Below are 14,826 nucleotides of genomic sequence, written 5' to 3' on the forward strand. Positions count from 1 at the left end.
AGCATACACGCTGGCGGGCATCCTGTCAGCATCTGCGGGACGGCCGGGGCGTGATTGACAGGGCGCCGGGCGCCTTCTAGACTGGCCCTCCCATGCTTTTCGGCAAGTACCATATCGTCATCTTCAAGGAAGGCCGCAGCGGCAGCCGCAACCTCTATTTGCGCGGCTGGCTCGGCATCCTCGCCTGCCTTTTGGTCGCCGCGGTGGCGGGCTGCAACATCTGGCTGTGGAAGGAATGGCTCGACGCGCGCCACCTTGAGGAAGACCTGGCCGCCGCCCAGCGCGTTGCCGAGGAGCAGCGGCGCCAGACCGTGAACCTCGCCGAGCGCATCACCGAGGTGAGCCGCGACCTTTTGCGCATCCAGCGCTTTGACTCCAAGCTCAGGCTCATGATGAACATGGAGAAGGAGCCCGCCGAAGTGGGCGACGGCCCCGGCGATTTCTCGCGCACCTATCTTCCCCTGCACCGGCAGGAGCTCGCCGCGCGCAAGATGCAGGACTTTCTGGGCCAGCTCTCCGAGGCCACGCGCCTCGAGGAGGTGCGCCAGCAGGACCTTTTGCGCGCGCTGCGCGAAAACCGCACCATCCTCGCGTCCATGCCCTCCATCTGGCCGGTGACGGGCTTCGTGTCCTCCAGTTTCGGGGGGCGCACCTCGCCCTTCGGCAGGGGCGGGCAGTTCCACAAAGGGCTCGACATCAGCAACCGCATGGGCACGCCCGTTGTGGCCCCGGCCGAGGGCACGGTCATCATGGCCGGGCGCGACGGCGCCTACGGCAACAGCGTGGAGATCGACCACGGCGGCGGCATCGTCACCAAGTACGCCCACCTGCAAAGGGCCACGGTCAAGCCGGGGCAATGGGTACGCCGCGGCGAGGTGCTCGGGCATATCGGCATGACAGGGCGCACCACCGGCCCCCACCTGCATTACGAGGTGCGGCTCAACGGCGTGCCCGTCAATCCCATGCGCTATATCCTCGAATAAGCCCCCGTTGGAAAATCCCGGCCGCGCCTCCTTGCGCGCAAGCCCGCTCGCGCCTATAGTGGCGGGGCGTCCCGGTGCGCCGCGGGGGCACAGGCGCCGGGCAAGAGCCAGCCATGAGGAGGTTGACCATGGCAAAGATCGGAGACCTTTCGCTCATCATCAAGCTGATCGCGGGCCTTGTCATCGGCGCCCTGCTCGGCTTTGTGGTCAACGAGCCCATCATGGACGTGGTGGTCTCGGTGCGCCACATCCTCGGGCAGATCATCTTCTTCCTCGTGCCGCTCGTCATCGTGGGCTTCATCACCCCGGCCATCGTGCGCCTCGGCAGCAACGCGAGCAAGATCCTCGTGGCGGCCGTGGCGCTGGCCTACGCCTCCTCGGTGTGCGCGGCGCTCTTCTCCATGGTTTCTGGCTATCTCGTCATCCCGCACCTTTCCATCGCCACCGAGGCGGAATCGCTGCGCAAGCTGCCGGAAATGGTCTTCCGGCTCGACATCCCGCCGCTCTTCAGCGTCATGAGCGCGCTCATCACCGCGCTCTTTCTCGGCCTCGGCATCGCCTGGACGCGCGCCAAGACCCTGACCGCGCTCTTTGATGAATTTGAAAAGGTCATCAGCTGGCTCGTGCTGCATGTGCTCATCCCCATCCTGCCCTTCTTCGTGGGCCTCTCCTTCATGGGGCTCGCCTATGAGGGCTCCCTCTCGCGGCACCTGCCCATCTTCGTGACCATGGTGGTGCTCGTCATCATCGGGCAGTTCATCTGGCTCGGCGTGCTCTACGGCATCGGCGGCATCGTCTCCGGGCGCAACCCGGCCCAGGTGTTCCGCTACTATGCGCCGGCCTACCTCACGGCCGTGGGCACCATGTCCAGCGCGGCCACGCTGCCCGTGGCGCTCGAATGCGCGCACCGCTCGCCCGTGCTGAGCCGCACCATGGTGGAATTCATGGTGCCGCTGGGCGCCACGGTGCATCTCTGCGGCTCGGTGCTCACCGAGACCTTTTTCGTGATGACCATCAGCCTTATCCTGTACGGCACCTTGCCCTCCGTGGGCACCATGGTGCTCTTCTGCATCCTGCTCGGCATCTTCGCCGTGGGCGCGCCCGGCGTGCCCGGCGGCACCGTGGTGGCCTCGCTCGGCATCGTCACCGGCATCCTCGGCTTTGACCAGACGGGCGTCGCGCTGCTCATCGCCATCTTCGCCCTGCAGGACAGCTTCGGGACGGCCTGCAACGTCACGGGCGACGGCGCGCTGACCCTTATCCTTGACGGCACCTTCAACCGCCACGGGCAACTCGGGCCGCTGCAGCACAGCGGCGGGGCGGACGCATGAGCGATCGCGCGGCCTTCCTCGACCTGCTCCACCGCGAGGTGGTGCCGGCGCTCGGCTGCACCGAGCCCATCGCCGTGGCCCTGACGGCGGCGCGCGCCGCCGAGGCCCTGGGCACGACGCCCGAGCGGCTCGATGTGGCCGTGAGCGCCAACCTGCTCAAGAACGGCATGGGCGTCATGGTGCCGGGCACCGGCGAAATGGGCCTCGGCATCGCGGCCGCGGCCGGCGCCCTCGGCGGCAGGAGCGAATTCGGGCTGGAGTGCCTGCGCGACCTCTCCCCGGAGCAGGCGCGGCGGGCCAAGACCCTCTTGGCGGACGGCAAGGTGGAGCTGCACCTGCCGGCCGACAACGAGCTTTTGCTCTACTGCAAGGTGGTCGCCCACGGCGGCGGCCATACCGGCACGGCGGAACTCAGGGATTCGCACGCCAATATTACCAATGTCTGGCGCGATGACGAGCTCGTCTTCTCGGCCGGCCGGGCGGAGACGGCGGAAGGGGAGAGTGCGGCGGAAGAGTGGCCGCTCAGCCTCGCGGCCATCCATGACTTCGCCACCACCACGCCGCTCCCCGAGATCGCCTTCATCCTCGAGGCCGCGCACATGAACCGCACCGTGGCGGAGGAGGGGCTTTCGCGCCAGTACGGGCTCGCCGTGGGCAAGAACATGGACGCGCAGGTGCGCCGCCACATCTTGGCCGACGACATGCCCACCTTCGCGGTGAAGCTCACGGCGGCCGCGGCGGACGCGCGCATGGCCGGCGTCATGATGCCTGTCATGAGCAATTCGGGCAGCGGCAACCAGGGCATCACCTGCACCATGCCCGTGGTGGCCTGCGCCATCAGGATGGAAAAGAGCGACGAGGAGCTGGCGCGCGCCCTCATCATGAGCCACCTGACGGCCATCCACATCAAGCACCACCTGGGGCGTCTCTCGGCGCATTGCGGGGCCATGGTGGCCGGCACGGCCGCGGCCTGCGGCATCACACTCCTCATGGGAGGCGGCTTGCGCGAAATGGAAATGACCGTGCGCAACATGGTGGGCAATGTGGCGGGCATGATCTGCGACGGCGCCAAGAGCTCCTGCGCGCTCAAGGTGGCCTCGGCCGTGGGCGCGGGCATCCAGGCGGCCATGCTGGCCCTGGAGGGCTCGGCCGTGCCCGGCAACGAGGGCATCGTCTCCGAAGACATCGAGGCCTGCATCGCCAACCTCGGGCGCCTCGGTTCCACGGGCATGCGCGAGACGGACAAGGTCATCCTCGACATCATGCTGCACAAGCAATGACGCGGCCGACATGATGCCCTGAAACAGGAAAGGCCCCGCTTCGGGGCCTTTTTGGAGAAGCGCGGAGACTTTTCGGCGTCCGCTGCCCCGGAGGCCACCCATCATGCGCCGCAAGGCGTGAGGGCAGGCAGCCCTTACCTCTGGGTGGGCCGCATGGCCCGGGCATGGCGCAACGCTGCAGCGGGCTCGCCCCGGCGCTCTTGCCAAAATACACCAATCGACTACACTCTCTGGCAAAAGTGCGGGAAACCGTCGTTACGCCCGCAACTTTCGGGGCTTAAGCCTGCCCGCTTTCCTTGGAGGCACAACATGGCAAGACACGTCGCCGGGGCCAAGCGCATCGCGCTCATCGCCCATGACAACATGAAGGCCGGGCTCATCGACTGGTGCCGGGAGCACAAGGCCGCGCTCGAAGGCCACGAGCTCTGTGGCACGGGCACGACCTCGCGGCTCATCAGGGAGGCCACGGGGCTGCACGTCAAGTCCTTCCTGAGCGGCCCCCTTGGGGGCGACCAGCAGGTCGGCGCGACGCTCGCCGAGGGGCGCCTCGACATGGTCATCTTCTTTTCTGACCCGCTCACCGCGCAGCCCCATGACCCCGACGTGAAGGCACTTTTGCGCATCGCGCAGGTGTATGACGTGCCCATCGCGCTCAACCGCTCCAGCGCGGATTTTTTCGTGACATCGCCGTTTTTCGCCAAGGAATACAGCTACGAGCCGCATATTGTGGACGGCCGGCGCCCCTAGGCCCGCGCCCTTTCGCATGAAGACGCCCCCCGGGGCGCGAGGCTGCACAGATGAGAAAATTCGCCGCTTGCGCGTTGCTGGCGCTGCTGCTCGCCGCCTGTGCGGAAACGCCGGACGGCACCATCGTGCTCAACGAGGAGACGGTGGAAAATTTCTTTGAAGGCGGGGCGCTCAAGGCATGGGCCCCCCCGTCGGACCTCAACCTCGTCATGGACCAGCCGGTGACGCGGGCCGACATCCCGCCGGTGCCCGCGGGCGAGGTGCGCCTCTGCGGCACGCTGGACTCCGCAGGCCGCTACACCACCACGGCGCCCCCCCAGGCCGACTTTCCCGGGGCTTCGCAGCGGGGCTCGACCTTCAGCAACAGCGTCTACGGGATGCTCGGCGATGCCGGTACCGGCGGCAATGCTTGGTTTTATGCGGATATCGACCCCGCCAGCGGGCAGGTAACCGACGCCCGGGCCTACCTGTACGGCTTCAATGGCGGCGTCTGCGACCTGCGCGAGAGCGCCGGCGGTTCCTGGGGCGAGGTGGGGCAGGAGGGCTTTCTGCTCACCATTGACGGCTATTGCTCCTTCCCGGCCGAATCGGGCTCCACGGCGGCGTATGCGCTGGTCATCAAGGGGCACGGCAATGTGCTCACCAAGCCAGCGCCGGCCACCCTGCCTGTCAACTATATCGTTGACAATAACGGCAAATTTCAGGCTATCCCGGCCGACCCGCGTAACTATTGGGAAATTTATGACTATGGTACGGGGCGCGCCCGCGTGGAGCGCTGAGGGAGCGGCGCAGGGGCGAATGGCGCGACGCCAGCGCGCGGAATACACGCCGGTCGCGAGAGGAAAGACATTTTTGGCCGCGCCCTGAGGGGCGCCTGGCCGGCAAGAGCCGCTGAAACAGGCCGAAATCACGGGGAAGCGTGGTTTCGGCCTGTTTTTTGCGTGCACAATCGGCATGCCGGGCACAAAGGCGCATGCGCCGGGGCAGCCTTTTCGCGGCGCGTGTGCCCCGACGCTGCCGAGATTTCTTCCTCTCGCCGCAGGGAGTTTTTTCCGCTCCCCGCACCGCTGGATGCAGCGGCATCAGCCCTCCATGGGGCTCACGATACCGGCCTGCATGGGGAGGTCGGTAAAGTTCGGGATGTCGTCCAGCAGCGCCTTTGTGCCGGGGGCGGCAAAGGCCGCCTCCATCGCCGCCTTGTCCCGAAACACGCACTGGCTGATGCAGACCGTGCCCGTGGCCCCGCTTTCGACGCCCGGGAAAAAGGGCCTGATGTCGAGCAGGCCGAAGGGCTCCCACACCTTGCGCACATGCGGGATATGGTTGTTGCAATAATAGTCGCGGTCAAAACGGTCTTTTGCTGTGCCGTCATACGAGATAATCACCTTGAAGACCATGCCGTCCTCCTTTGCGTTGTTTATCTTCTGCGCAACGAGCAGCCGTTGTGGCGGGAGCAAAAGGCCGATTCCTCCAGCGGCACGCCGAGGTCGCGCATGGCATCGGCGAGGCGCGCGGCAACGGTCTCATAATGCACGAAGCCGCGGGAAACGGCGTCATACCTGTCGCCGCGCACGAGCAACACACTGGGGTAGGAGGTGATCTCGCCCATGAGCTCCGCCGCCATTTCAAGGTTTCTTTCCGTGGCGGCGAGGGCCGCCGGCTGGTCGAGGGCCGAGGCGAAGTGGGCCGGGTCGATGCCCCAATGCCCGGCTATCTCGGCAAGTGCCGCCTCCGTGAACATGTCGCGGCCCTGGCCGTAGAAGAGTTCCTCCAGCTCAAAGAGCTGCTCGAGCTCATGGCCCGGCGCCATTTTTTTCAGCACGGCAAGTATCTCATCCGCGCCCGGGGAATACAGGCGAACCACCCGGGCGGTCTCCACGGCGCTGATGGCGCCCGCCAGGGAACGCCCCGAGGCATGCTCGACCTCATGCCAGAAGTCCACGAGTCCCGGGGACTGGGCGGCGTCTTCCGCCAGTGTCATGGGGCGCGAGATGAGGTTGCCGCCGAGCACGCGCACCGGGATGTCGGGATTCTCCCCGGCAAGGTTCTTCATCACCGGCGCAAAGGCATAGCACCAGGGGCAAAATACATCGGCGATATAGATGAAATACGTTCCTTCCGTCTCTTTCACGGCATGCTCCTTCTCCCTGTCACAGGCTTTTTGCGAACTCATATATCTGGTGGGGATAGTCCGTCTCCTCCACCTCGCCTTCCGCATTCACGCCGCCGGCCAGCAGGATGCCCCTGTCCGCCCAGCGGAGATAGGCGAGCATGTTCTTGTAACTTTCAACGATGCCGGACGCCTTGCGAAGGTCGGTGGTCCAGAAAGTGGCGATGAGGGCCGCCTGCTTGCCGCCCATGATCCGCTGGTCGATGGCGTAGAAGCGGTCGATGACGGCCCGAAGCTGCGACGACATGCCGAAATAGTACATGGGGGTGGAAAAGAGCACCATGTCCGCTTCGATGAGCGGTTGGCGCAAGGGAGTAAAATCATCATCGAAGATACAGGGGCCGTTCATGCCGCACTGGTCGCAGCCGATACAGCCATGGACCTTTCTGTGGCCCGCATCGAACCTGAAAATGGTGTGCCCTGCTTCTTCCACGCCTTTCTGGAAATGGTCCGCAAGAATGCCGGAATTGCTCTTCGGCCTGTGGCTTCCTGTCAGGATAACGATATTCACGAACACCCCCCTTGCAGCGGCTTCACGCTTTTACCTTATCCATCGCTTCCCGCAAAAAATCAACCAGTTACTTTTTTGTAAGCAGTTGGCGCGCGCATTGACACCAAGGCCCCGGGTGGCTAGAAAATAAAAACTGTATACGCAAAAAAGGAGTTTTGTTTATGGCCACTACAGCGGGCAGGTTTGCGGAGCTTGCTTCCAGCGGCATCACTGCGGAATGCCTCGTTGAGACTGAAAGCGCATGGAACGGCTCCCCACTGCCGGGCTATCCCGTCGGAAAGCCCCTGCTCTCTATCTACAAGTATGTGTTCCCGCCGCATACGGTGACGGCGGATCACTATCATAAAATCATCAATTGCGGCGTCGTCACGAGCGGAGAGCTCACCCTCGTCTGCAAAGACGGCAGGGAAAAGACCGTACATGCCGGCGAGGCGGTGGTGGAGATAGGCGGCGAAGTCCATCACGGAGAAAACCGCGGCGACGTACCTTGTGAAGTGATCATGTTCTATGCCGGGGACGGAAAAACGCCCTTTTCCTTCCCGGCATGACACAAGCTGCGTTCAAAACGGGGAAGAGACAGATGAAAGCAAAGAAAGAATTGCCGGAATGCCCGGTGGCGACCACGGTGAGCCTCATCGGCAATAAATGGAAACTTTTGATTTTGCGCAACATCCTCACCGGGCCCCAAAGGTTCGGGGAACTCCTGAAAGGCCTTGAAGGCATCAATCCCAAGGTCCTGACGGAAAACCTGAAGCAGATGGAGGCCGACGGCCTGGTGCTGCGCACCATCTATGAGGAGACGCCGCCCAAGGTCGAGTACCGCCTGAGCGAACTCGGCGAGAGCATGCGCCCCATCATCGCCGAACTGGAGCAATGGGGGCGGCACTACAAGGCCATGATGGGCTGAGGGCGCCCTCCACGATACCGTCGCGGTGAGCTGGAGTTTTCAGGACCACATGAGTGTCTCTCTGAAAGCGAAAAGAAACGGCCTGCATCGGAATTTTTAAAAACACCATGCCGAGGGGCAGTTGCAGCACAGCGGCTGCCGTGGACAGCCTTAATGAGGAAGGAGGTCACAGGATGGATATGCTTGCATTGATCAGGAGGCGCCGGTCCATACGGAAGTACACGCCAGAGCAGATTTCCGGGGCTGACCTTGAAAAAATCATTGAAGCCGGGCTTTTCGCGCCCAATGCCGGCGGGCGGCAAAGCCCGTACATCGTCGCCATCCATGACGCTGAGCTGGCAGCGCGCGTCGGCAGGCTGAACATGGCGACCTTTGACCGGAAAAACCTGGCCGGCATGCATGTGTCCAGCGAACAGCCGAGCGTCATTGACGACCCGGCCATCAAGAATGCGTTTTACGGCGCTCCAACGGTCTGCGCCATCTTCGCGCCCGAAGATTTCCCCTATGGCATCCCGGACGCCTATTGCTGCGCCGAAAACATGGTGCTCATGGCGTCTTCGCTCGGCATCGCCTCCTGCCTCGTGGCGCGCGGGCAGGAGACTTTCGCCATGCCCGAAGGCCGGGAGCTTGCAAAGGCGTGGGGCGTGCCCGAGGGCTATGCGGGCTGCTGCTTCGTGCTGCTCGGCTCTTGCCGGGGCGACTATCCCCATGAAAAACCCAGGAAGCCGGGCAGATACACCATCATCGGCTGAGCGCGCCCATCTGCCTCGCGGGGAAACGGCGCCGGGTGGGTTGCGGCCGGCCGGGACCTCTCCCGGCGAGGCACGTGCGCTGTGGTGAAGCGCTGGGGTGGGGCACCCCAGCCGCCTGCATGGGCGCCGTTTTCACGCGCCCACCGGTCGCCCGGCTGTGCGCAAGGCAAGCCAGATGCCCGCGAGGATCATCAGGCCGCAGACCACGAGGCGAGGCGAAATGGCCTCCCCCAGGAGTACAAGGCCTAGGACAGCGGTTATGGGTGGCACGGCGAGCTGGCTTGCGGATGACCCCATCACGCTGAGCCTGGGCTGCACCACATACCACACCGTATAGCCAAGGGCCGAAGTACCCGCGCCGGAGGCGATGGCGTAGAGCAGGGCGCGTTCTTCGAGGCCCGTGCGGGAGCCTGCCTCGTTCATCAGCGAAAGCAGCAGCACGCCCGCGGCCGGCAGGGAGGCGCGGAGAAAGTTCCCCGCCGTGGCCAGCCCCGGGTCGGCAACGGCCCTGCCGGCCATGGTGTAGGCGCCCCACGAGAGCCCCGCCAGGGCGATGAGCAGGGCATTGATAAATGGCGGCGAGCTGAGACCGGGCGCGAGCAGCAGGGCAAGCCCCGCAAAAGCGAGCGCAAGCCCCGCAAGTTGCCGCCTGCCCGGCCTGAGCCCGCAATAAACGCCCCAACCGATCATGCTGACCTGGATGGCGGAATTTTGGATCAGCGTGCCCGTTGCCGAGGGCATGGCCACATAGCCGCAGGCGAAACAGAGCATATAGCAGAACAGAAAGATGGCGCATGGCCATGAGCTTTGGGCCATGAGCTCCCGCCAGAGCCCCACGGCCCCCCCGGGCCGGGCAAAAGCCCAGATGGCGAAAAGCATGGCCGCCCCCGAGAAGCAGCGCACCGCCACAAAGCGCAGCGGGTCCATGCCGCAGGCCGCAAGGGCGGAGCGGCAGAGGATGGCATTGAGGGAGAAGCAAAAAAAACAGAACAGCGTCAGGAGCGCGATGAGGATACCGCCTCCCGGGCGTGCAAAATACCGCGTCAGCATGGGCAAAGCATCCTCGTGGAATTTTCGCGCAACTCTCGGCAAGGATACCGTACGCGACGGCTGCAACGCAAGACGGACGAGGTGCCGGGACAACGCCATGTTTTCCGCTTCCCCAGCCCCTAACAGGCACTCCAGCGGCCCCAGAATCCCCCCGGGAAGCAGGGAAGGGAGGAGGTGCGGCCCAAGCGGTCGATGGGCCCTCCACAATTCGAGGCGGCGGCCCGTGTGCTCCTGCACCTTTTTGGCGGCGCGAGTACCGTGCGGGCCGTTGGGACGCAAGGCTGCGGCAATGTGCCCGGGCATGGCGCCTCGATGTTATCGGGGCATCGGGGCCGCATCCCGCCGTGCGCGCAGGAGCGCCCAAAACCTTTGGGCGCGGGGTTTCACCGCGTATTAAACTCACCGTTTCTGCCAAAAAGCTCCTTGCCCCTTATCCTCCCGAAAGTTCCGGCCGATACGGTGTTTGCCCCTCCACCCGGCGCCGCTCCGGGGGGCCTGCGTCTCCTTTGACGGGGGGCGGCGCGCAGGATATAAAGGCCAAGAACCGCCATGGCGTATTGGGGCAGGGAGAGCATGGAAAGCGTTTGGGGCAAATGCGGGCGCAGAAACGGAAAAAGCCCCCGCGGGGCTTCCCGCAAGGGCTTGAAAAGCTGGTGGGCCATCAGGGACTCGAACCCCGAACCAACTGATTAAGAGTCAGCTGCTCTACCAATTGAGCTAATGACCCGAACAAAAAGCAGCTTATTCAGCTGTCGCGGACTTGTCAAATGTTTTTTTCGCCATTCTGAAAAAAGCAGTCTCCGCCGGCAGCAGACGATTTTTTGGGCTATGCCGCACTCAGTTTTCCTTTGGCTGCTCCTCTCCTGCTGGAGCATTCTCGCGTGGGCCCCGCCCGCGCGCGCTACGGACGTGACCCCTGCGCTTGAGTTTGCGAGCAAGGGCGACGGAGTGGTGGCGGCCATGCGCTACCGCATCCCCGAGGGTTACCACGCCTACGCGCACGAGGCCGCGGAGACCGGGCGCCCCACGAACCTGGCACTGACACTGGAAGGCAAGGGCGCCATGCCGGTGCTCTACCCGTCGGGCTCGCTCCAGCGCGACCAGTTCGACCCGGACAGCACGGTCTCCACCTATGAGGGCGACGTAGTCCTGGCGGCGCTCCTGCCGGAGGAGGCCCGTGGGCGCATGTATGCGGCCGAGCTCACCATGCTCCTCTGTTCCGACAGGCATTGCCTGCCCGTAAGCCAGAGCCTCAGCGGCACGGTGCCGGAGCTTTTGCCCGACTTTTCCGGGCGCGACTGGCGCGGGCCCGTGGTGGCCCTGCTGGAGAAAGCCGGGCTCCCGCAGGCCTCGCGCCGCGGCGTGCCCGTTGACGTGCTGGTGGAGGAAGAGGGTACCGCGCCGCCTCCGCGCGCGTCCACGCCAGCCGCTGATTCTGGGCCGCAGGAAGCTGCCGCCGGGGAGGAGGCTTCGCTCCCGCCCACTGACGGCGCCGCGCTCCCGCCACCCGAGGATTTCGACCTCAAGCTCACCCCGCGCTACTCCGACGCCGCGCTCGAGATCTTCGGCCTCGGCAAGGCGCTCTTCCTCGGGCTGCTCGCCGGCCTCATCCTGAACGCCATGCCCTGCGTGCTGCCCGTCCTGACCTTCAAGGTCAGCGGGCTTTTGCTCCTGGGGGGCGGCAGCGGGGCCAACCTGCGCCAGTTCCGCGAGCATAATCTCTGCTTCGCCGCGGGCATCCTCACGCTCTTCACTGGCCTGGCCCTGCTGCTCGGCCTCGCCGACCTCATGTGGGGCCAGCTCTACCAGAACCAGGCCATCCTTTTGGTCATGCTGCTCCTCGTGTTTCTCATGGGGCTCTCCATGCTCGGCGTGTTCACGCTGCCGAGCTTTGACCTCAAGCCCGGTGCCGCTGTGCGCAATCCGCGGCTGCAGGCCTACCTCACGGGGCTCGTCTCCACCTTTCTCGCCACCCCGTGCAGCGGGCCGCTGCTCGGCGGCGTGCTCGGCTGGGCCTTCACGCAGCCGCTCTTCGTGCTGGTGGTGGTGTTCTGGTCCGTGGGGCTCGGCATGGCGCTGCCGTACCTCGTGTTCAGCATCTGGCCGGCCCTCGCGCGCATCCTGCCCCGGCCCGGGCCGTGGATGCACGTTTTCGAGCACCTTGTGGGCTTCCTGCTGCTGGGCACGGCCCTCTACCTGCTCTCCATCCTGCCTGTGGAAAAACACATGCAGGTGCTGAGCGTCCTTTTGGTGGTGGCCCTCTGCGCGTGGCTGTGGGGACGCTATTGCTCGCTCTCGGCGCCGCCCCTGCGCCGCCGCATTCTGGGCGTGGCGGGCTGCCTGCTGCTTGCCCTCGCTGTCGCCTGGGTGCTTCGGCCGGTGACGCCGCTGCCGCAGTGGCGCGACTTTTCGCCGGAATATTTCACGGCCAATCTCGGCAAGAAGCCCCTCCTTCTGGAATTCACCGCCGACTGGTGCCCGAACTGCAAATTCCTCGAGGCCACCGTGCTCACCGGCGAGCGCCTGCGCGAGTGGCAGGCCAGGCACGGCATGGAGCTCGTGCGGGTTGACCTGACCCGCCCCAACGCCTATGCCGTGCGCCTTTTGGAAATGCTCGGCAGCAAGAGCATCCCGCTCACGGCGCTCTTCCCGGCAGGCGACATGGCGGAAAAGCCGCTGGTATTGCGCGACCTGTATACCGCGGAAGACCTGGGGCGCGCGCTTCACCAGACCTTCCCCGAGCGCCTTCCCGCGCCCGGCGAACCCCTGTTCTGAAGCGTTTTTTTCATAAGGCCCCTAGGGAACTTTACGCTTGGGACGATAAGGCTTAGTGTGACCAAGCATGTGCGGCGCGGCCGGCGGCAGCATCCTGCCGCGCAGGACACCAGTGAGACGAGGGAGCGGATATGGATCCAACTCTGAAAAAGCAGGATGACGAACTCCTGCAACTGGTGACGTTCAGCATCGGCGACGAGGAATTCGGCGTGAACATCCTCAAGGTGCAGGAGATCATCCGCACCATGGAGATCACCAAGGTTCCCCGTGCGCCGGAATTTGTGGAAGGCGTCATCAACCTGCGGGGGAAGGTGATCCCGATCATCGACCTGAGGCGCCGCTTCGGTCTTGCGCCCAAGGCGCATGACAAGAACACGCGCATCATCGTGATCGAGATCAACAATATCATTGTGGGCTTCGTGGTGGACGCCGTGTCGGAGGTGCTCCGCATCCCGGCGAGCACGGTGGAGCCGCCGCCGCCCGTGGTTGCCGGCGTCGAGTCCGACTATATCAGCGGCGTGGGCCAGCTTCAGGACAGGCTGCTCATCATGCTCGACCTCGACAAGCTGCTCTCCAGCGAAGATGTGGAAATGCTGAGCGCCATGTAGCGCCGGCGCGCACTCCGCAACAGTTCCTCCCGTCCGCTCCCGGGGCGCCGTTCTGGCTCCCCGGGAGCGGGCGGGAAATCCTCCTTTTCAAGACCGGGCGCATGTTGCCCCTCCCACCGGCGTCACGGCCCGCGCGGGTTTTCGTTGCTGTTGCCCGGCGCTTGCGGTGCCGGCGTGCCCGGGCTATGCTTCGGGCGCCGGAGGGCGGCGTGCGTCCGGTTTCCGGCCAGTTTGTCCCCAAGCGGAGGTCCTGCGCGCGCATGCCTGCCCCAAGCCTGCCCGGTGTGCTGCTCCTGTGCGAGAGCGAGGCTCTCGGCGCGCTGGACAAGCGCGCCCTCAGGGAGGCCGGGGCCGCCGAGGTGCGGGTCATGACTTCCGGGGTGGCGGCGGCGCGCATGCTGGCGGGCATCACGCCCGACAAGTCCGGCTTTTCCCCCGAGATCATCGTCTGCACGCAAAAGCTGGAAGACATGGATGGCGAACAGTTCTGCGCCATCCTGCGCCTGCATCCGCGCCTTCTGGCCACGCCCGTCCTGCTCATCCTGCCCAATGACAGCGAGGCCGAGCAGCTCAAGACCCTGGGCAGCGGCGCAAGCGCCCTGCTCGGGCGCCCCTATTCGGTGCCCGCGCTCCAGCAAAAGCTCGCCGCGCTCCTCGCCGAGCGCCCGAGGCTCGACCAACTGCGCCTCGCGGCGCAGCATACGGATACCAGCGCCTTTGACGCGGCGCTCGCCACCTACGGCGTCCTGCTCAGGCCCGAGCGCCAGCCCGAGGATTATTTTCGCGTAGGCATGCGCTGCCTCGGCGAGAACCGCTGGAACCACGCCATCAGCGCCTTCCAGCGCGCCCTGCGCAGCGCGCAGATCAAGGGCGAGGCTGAGCTCGGCATGGCGGCCGCCTGGAAGGGCAAGGGCGACATGCCGCGCTTCCACGCGTGGCTCGCGCGGGCCGCTGAGACCTTCGTGCGCGCGCGCCGCTGGCACCGCGCCCGTACCGCCTATGCGCGCCTGTTGCAGGACGACCCCGCCGCGAGGAGCCCCTTCCTTGCTGAGGCGCATCGCCTCATCCGCGAAAACGCCTATGACGAAGCGGCCGAAGCCCTGGCCCAGAGCCTCGAGGTGACGCCGCAGGCGCAGGACAGGTTCGCCCGCATCTGCCTGACCGCGCAAAGCCCCGAAGCCATGCTGGCCGCGCTGGAGGCCGGGCTTGGCAAGGCCATGGGCGAGAGCGCGGGCGACGCCCTGAGCCAGGACATCCGCGAAAGCCTCAACGCCTTCGCAAAAGAACGCGAGGAGCGCCAGCGCCAGGTGGCGGCGGAACGCCAAAGGCAGCTCAGCAGGGTCATGGCCGCCCGGCGCGGCGCCAGTGCGGAAGGGGATGGCGGAGCGGTGGAAGGCGCGGAAGCTGAAGCGGCGCTCGGGCAGGATGCCGGCGCCGAAGCCGCAACGCAGGCGGCAGCCTCACGCCGGGAGCGGCCGGCCGCAAGCGCAACGCCCGGAAAGGCCGCGCCCGCAGCCGGGGAAATGGATGCAGATCAAAGTGCGGAAGAAGACGAAAGCGCGAAAACGCCGCCGGCCCCGGCCCTCAGGCCCCTCACCGAAGCCGACGCCACCACCAGCCTTTTCTCCGGCATTCCCATGCTGAACGAGCTCATTGCCGTCATCAAGCTCACCTGGAAGCTCATGCGCCGCACGCGCTAGCGGAAAGCGTCG

15 protein-coding genes and 1 tRNA gene are annotated in these 14,826 nt (G+C 65.5%); 11 read left to right on the forward strand and 5 right to left on the reverse strand.

All coding sequences use genetic code 11. The features are described from left to right. Positions 1-92 precede the first annotated feature (92 nt). The 5 genes from G7Y54_RS01950 to G7Y54_RS01970 all read left to right on the forward strand — a co-directional run bounded on the left by G7Y54_RS01950 (position 93) and on the right by G7Y54_RS01970 (position 5,120). A complete protein-coding gene (locus tag G7Y54_RS01950; RefSeq protein ID WP_165076553.1) occupies positions 93-983 on the forward strand; it encodes a M23 family metallopeptidase in 891 nt (296 codons plus the stop codon). Between the two features lie 128 nt (positions 984-1,111). Then, a complete protein-coding gene (locus G7Y54_RS01955; RefSeq protein WP_165076555.1) occupies positions 1,112-2,314 on the forward strand; it encodes a dicarboxylate/amino acid:cation symporter in 1,203 nt (400 codons plus the stop codon). Further along, complete coding sequence (locus G7Y54_RS01960; RefSeq protein WP_165076557.1) at positions 2,311-3,594, forward strand: L-serine ammonia-lyase, iron-sulfur-dependent, subunit alpha; 1,284 nt, start codon at positions 2,311-2,313, stop codon at positions 3,592-3,594. Before G7Y54_RS01955 ends, G7Y54_RS01960 begins: the two co-directional genes overlap by 4 nt. A gap of 309 nt (positions 3,595-3,903) precedes the next feature. Beyond that, on the forward strand, positions 3,904-4,341 hold the full coding sequence (locus G7Y54_RS01965; protein ID WP_165076559.1) for a methylglyoxal synthase: 438 nt from the start codon (positions 3,904-3,906) through the stop codon (positions 4,339-4,341). Positions 4,342-4,391: 50 nt separating this feature from the next. Continuing rightward, complete coding sequence (locus G7Y54_RS01970; protein WP_165076561.1) at positions 4,392-5,120, forward strand: hypothetical protein; 729 nt, start codon at positions 4,392-4,394, stop codon at positions 5,118-5,120. Between the two features lie 303 nt (positions 5,121-5,423). Here G7Y54_RS01970 and G7Y54_RS01975 read toward each other — a convergent pair whose 3' ends face one another. From G7Y54_RS01975 to G7Y54_RS01985, 3 genes are read right to left on the reverse strand one after another with little or no spacing between them, the layout of a single operon-like run. Then, positions 5,424-5,738, reverse strand: a complete 315-nt coding sequence (locus G7Y54_RS01975; protein ID WP_165076563.1) for an EthD family reductase — start codon at positions 5,736-5,738, stop codon at positions 5,424-5,426. Between the two features lie 20 nt (positions 5,739-5,758). After that, positions 5,759-6,472 (reverse strand): DsbA family protein, encoded by a 714-nt coding sequence (locus tag G7Y54_RS01980; RefSeq protein WP_165076565.1) that lies wholly within the window; start codon positions 6,470-6,472, stop codon positions 5,759-5,761. A 19-nt stretch (positions 6,473-6,491) separates the two neighbouring features. Further along, entirely contained in the window at positions 6,492-7,022 is a 531-nt protein-coding gene (locus G7Y54_RS01985; protein WP_165076567.1) for a flavodoxin family protein, read from the reverse strand. A gap of 161 nt (positions 7,023-7,183) precedes the next feature. On the opposite strand from G7Y54_RS01985, the gene G7Y54_RS01990 reads away from it, so the two are divergent. The 3 genes from G7Y54_RS01990 to G7Y54_RS02000 all read left to right on the forward strand — a co-directional run bounded on the left by G7Y54_RS01990 (position 7,184) and on the right by G7Y54_RS02000 (position 8,681). Then, on the forward strand, positions 7,184-7,570 hold the full coding sequence (locus G7Y54_RS01990; RefSeq protein ID WP_165076570.1) for a cupin domain-containing protein: 387 nt from the start codon (positions 7,184-7,186) through the stop codon (positions 7,568-7,570). 32 nt (positions 7,571-7,602) lie between these two features. Further along, complete coding sequence (locus G7Y54_RS01995) at positions 7,603-7,929, forward strand: helix-turn-helix domain-containing protein (protein ID WP_165076572.1); 327 nt, start codon at positions 7,603-7,605, stop codon at positions 7,927-7,929. Between the two features lie 173 nt (positions 7,930-8,102). After that, complete coding sequence (locus G7Y54_RS02000; RefSeq protein WP_165076574.1) at positions 8,103-8,681, forward strand: nitroreductase family protein; 579 nt, start codon at positions 8,103-8,105, stop codon at positions 8,679-8,681. 132 nt (positions 8,682-8,813) lie between these two features. Here G7Y54_RS02000 and G7Y54_RS02005 read toward each other — a convergent pair whose 3' ends face one another. Further along, positions 8,814-9,731: a DMT family transporter gene (locus G7Y54_RS02005; protein ID WP_165076576.1), complete on the reverse strand. Its 918-nt coding sequence runs from the start codon at positions 9,729-9,731 to the stop codon at positions 8,814-8,816. A 651-nt stretch (positions 9,732-10,382) separates the two neighbouring features. Then, positions 10,383-10,458, reverse strand: a tRNA-Lys gene (locus G7Y54_RS02010). Between the two features lie 101 nt (positions 10,459-10,559). Between G7Y54_RS02010 and G7Y54_RS02015 the strand changes: the two genes are divergently transcribed. From G7Y54_RS02015 to G7Y54_RS02025, 3 genes are all read left to right on the forward strand, one after another. Further along, positions 10,560-12,506 carry a cytochrome c biogenesis protein CcdA gene (locus G7Y54_RS02015; protein WP_165076578.1) on the forward strand — a complete coding sequence of 649 codons (1,947 nt, stop codon included), beginning with the start codon at positions 10,560-10,562 and terminating at the stop codon, positions 12,504-12,506. A 131-nt stretch (positions 12,507-12,637) separates the two neighbouring features. After that, on the forward strand, positions 12,638-13,114 hold the full coding sequence (locus G7Y54_RS02020) for a chemotaxis protein CheW (protein WP_165076580.1): 477 nt from the start codon (positions 12,638-12,640) through the stop codon (positions 13,112-13,114). Between the two features lie 260 nt (positions 13,115-13,374). Next, on the forward strand, positions 13,375-14,814 hold the full coding sequence (locus G7Y54_RS02025) for a histidine kinase (RefSeq protein ID WP_165076582.1): 1,440 nt from the start codon (positions 13,375-13,377) through the stop codon (positions 14,812-14,814). Positions 14,815-14,826 lie beyond the last annotated feature (12 nt).

Source organism: Desulfovibrio sp. ZJ746, assembly GCF_011039155.1.
GTDB lineage: Bacteria > Desulfobacterota > Desulfovibrionia > Desulfovibrionales > Desulfovibrionaceae > Desulfovibrio.

Coding starts and splice junctions, on each gene's coding strand:
- G7Y54_RS01950 (WP_165076553.1), top strand. CDS start 93: ATGCTTTTCGGCAAGTACCATATCGTCATCTTCAAGGAAGGCCGCAGC.
- G7Y54_RS01955 (WP_165076555.1), top strand. CDS start 1,112: ATGGCAAAGATCGGAGACCTTTCGCTCATCATCAAGCTGATCGCGGGC.
- G7Y54_RS01960 (WP_165076557.1), top strand. CDS start 2,311: ATGAGCGATCGCGCGGCCTTCCTCGACCTGCTCCACCGCGAGGTGGTG.
- G7Y54_RS01965 (WP_165076559.1), top strand. CDS start 3,904: ATGGCAAGACACGTCGCCGGGGCCAAGCGCATCGCGCTCATCGCCCAT.
- G7Y54_RS01970 (WP_165076561.1), top strand. CDS start 4,392: ATGAGAAAATTCGCCGCTTGCGCGTTGCTGGCGCTGCTGCTCGCCGCC.
- G7Y54_RS01975 (WP_165076563.1), bottom strand. CDS start 5,738: ATGGTCTTCAAGGTGATTATCTCGTATGACGGCACAGCAAAAGACCGT.
- G7Y54_RS01990 (WP_165076570.1), top strand. CDS start 7,184: ATGGCCACTACAGCGGGCAGGTTTGCGGAGCTTGCTTCCAGCGGCATC.
- G7Y54_RS01995 (WP_165076572.1), top strand. CDS start 7,603: ATGAAAGCAAAGAAAGAATTGCCGGAATGCCCGGTGGCGACCACGGTG.
- G7Y54_RS02000 (WP_165076574.1), top strand. CDS start 8,103: ATGGATATGCTTGCATTGATCAGGAGGCGCCGGTCCATACGGAAGTAC.
- G7Y54_RS02005 (WP_165076576.1), bottom strand. CDS start 9,731: ATGCTGACGCGGTATTTTGCACGCCCGGGAGGCGGTATCCTCATCGCG.
- G7Y54_RS02015 (WP_165076578.1), top strand. CDS start 10,560: ATGCCGCACTCAGTTTTCCTTTGGCTGCTCCTCTCCTGCTGGAGCATT.
- G7Y54_RS02020 (WP_165076580.1), top strand. CDS start 12,638: ATGGATCCAACTCTGAAAAAGCAGGATGACGAACTCCTGCAACTGGTG.
- G7Y54_RS02025 (WP_165076582.1), top strand. CDS start 13,375: ATGCCTGCCCCAAGCCTGCCCGGTGTGCTGCTCCTGTGCGAGAGCGAG.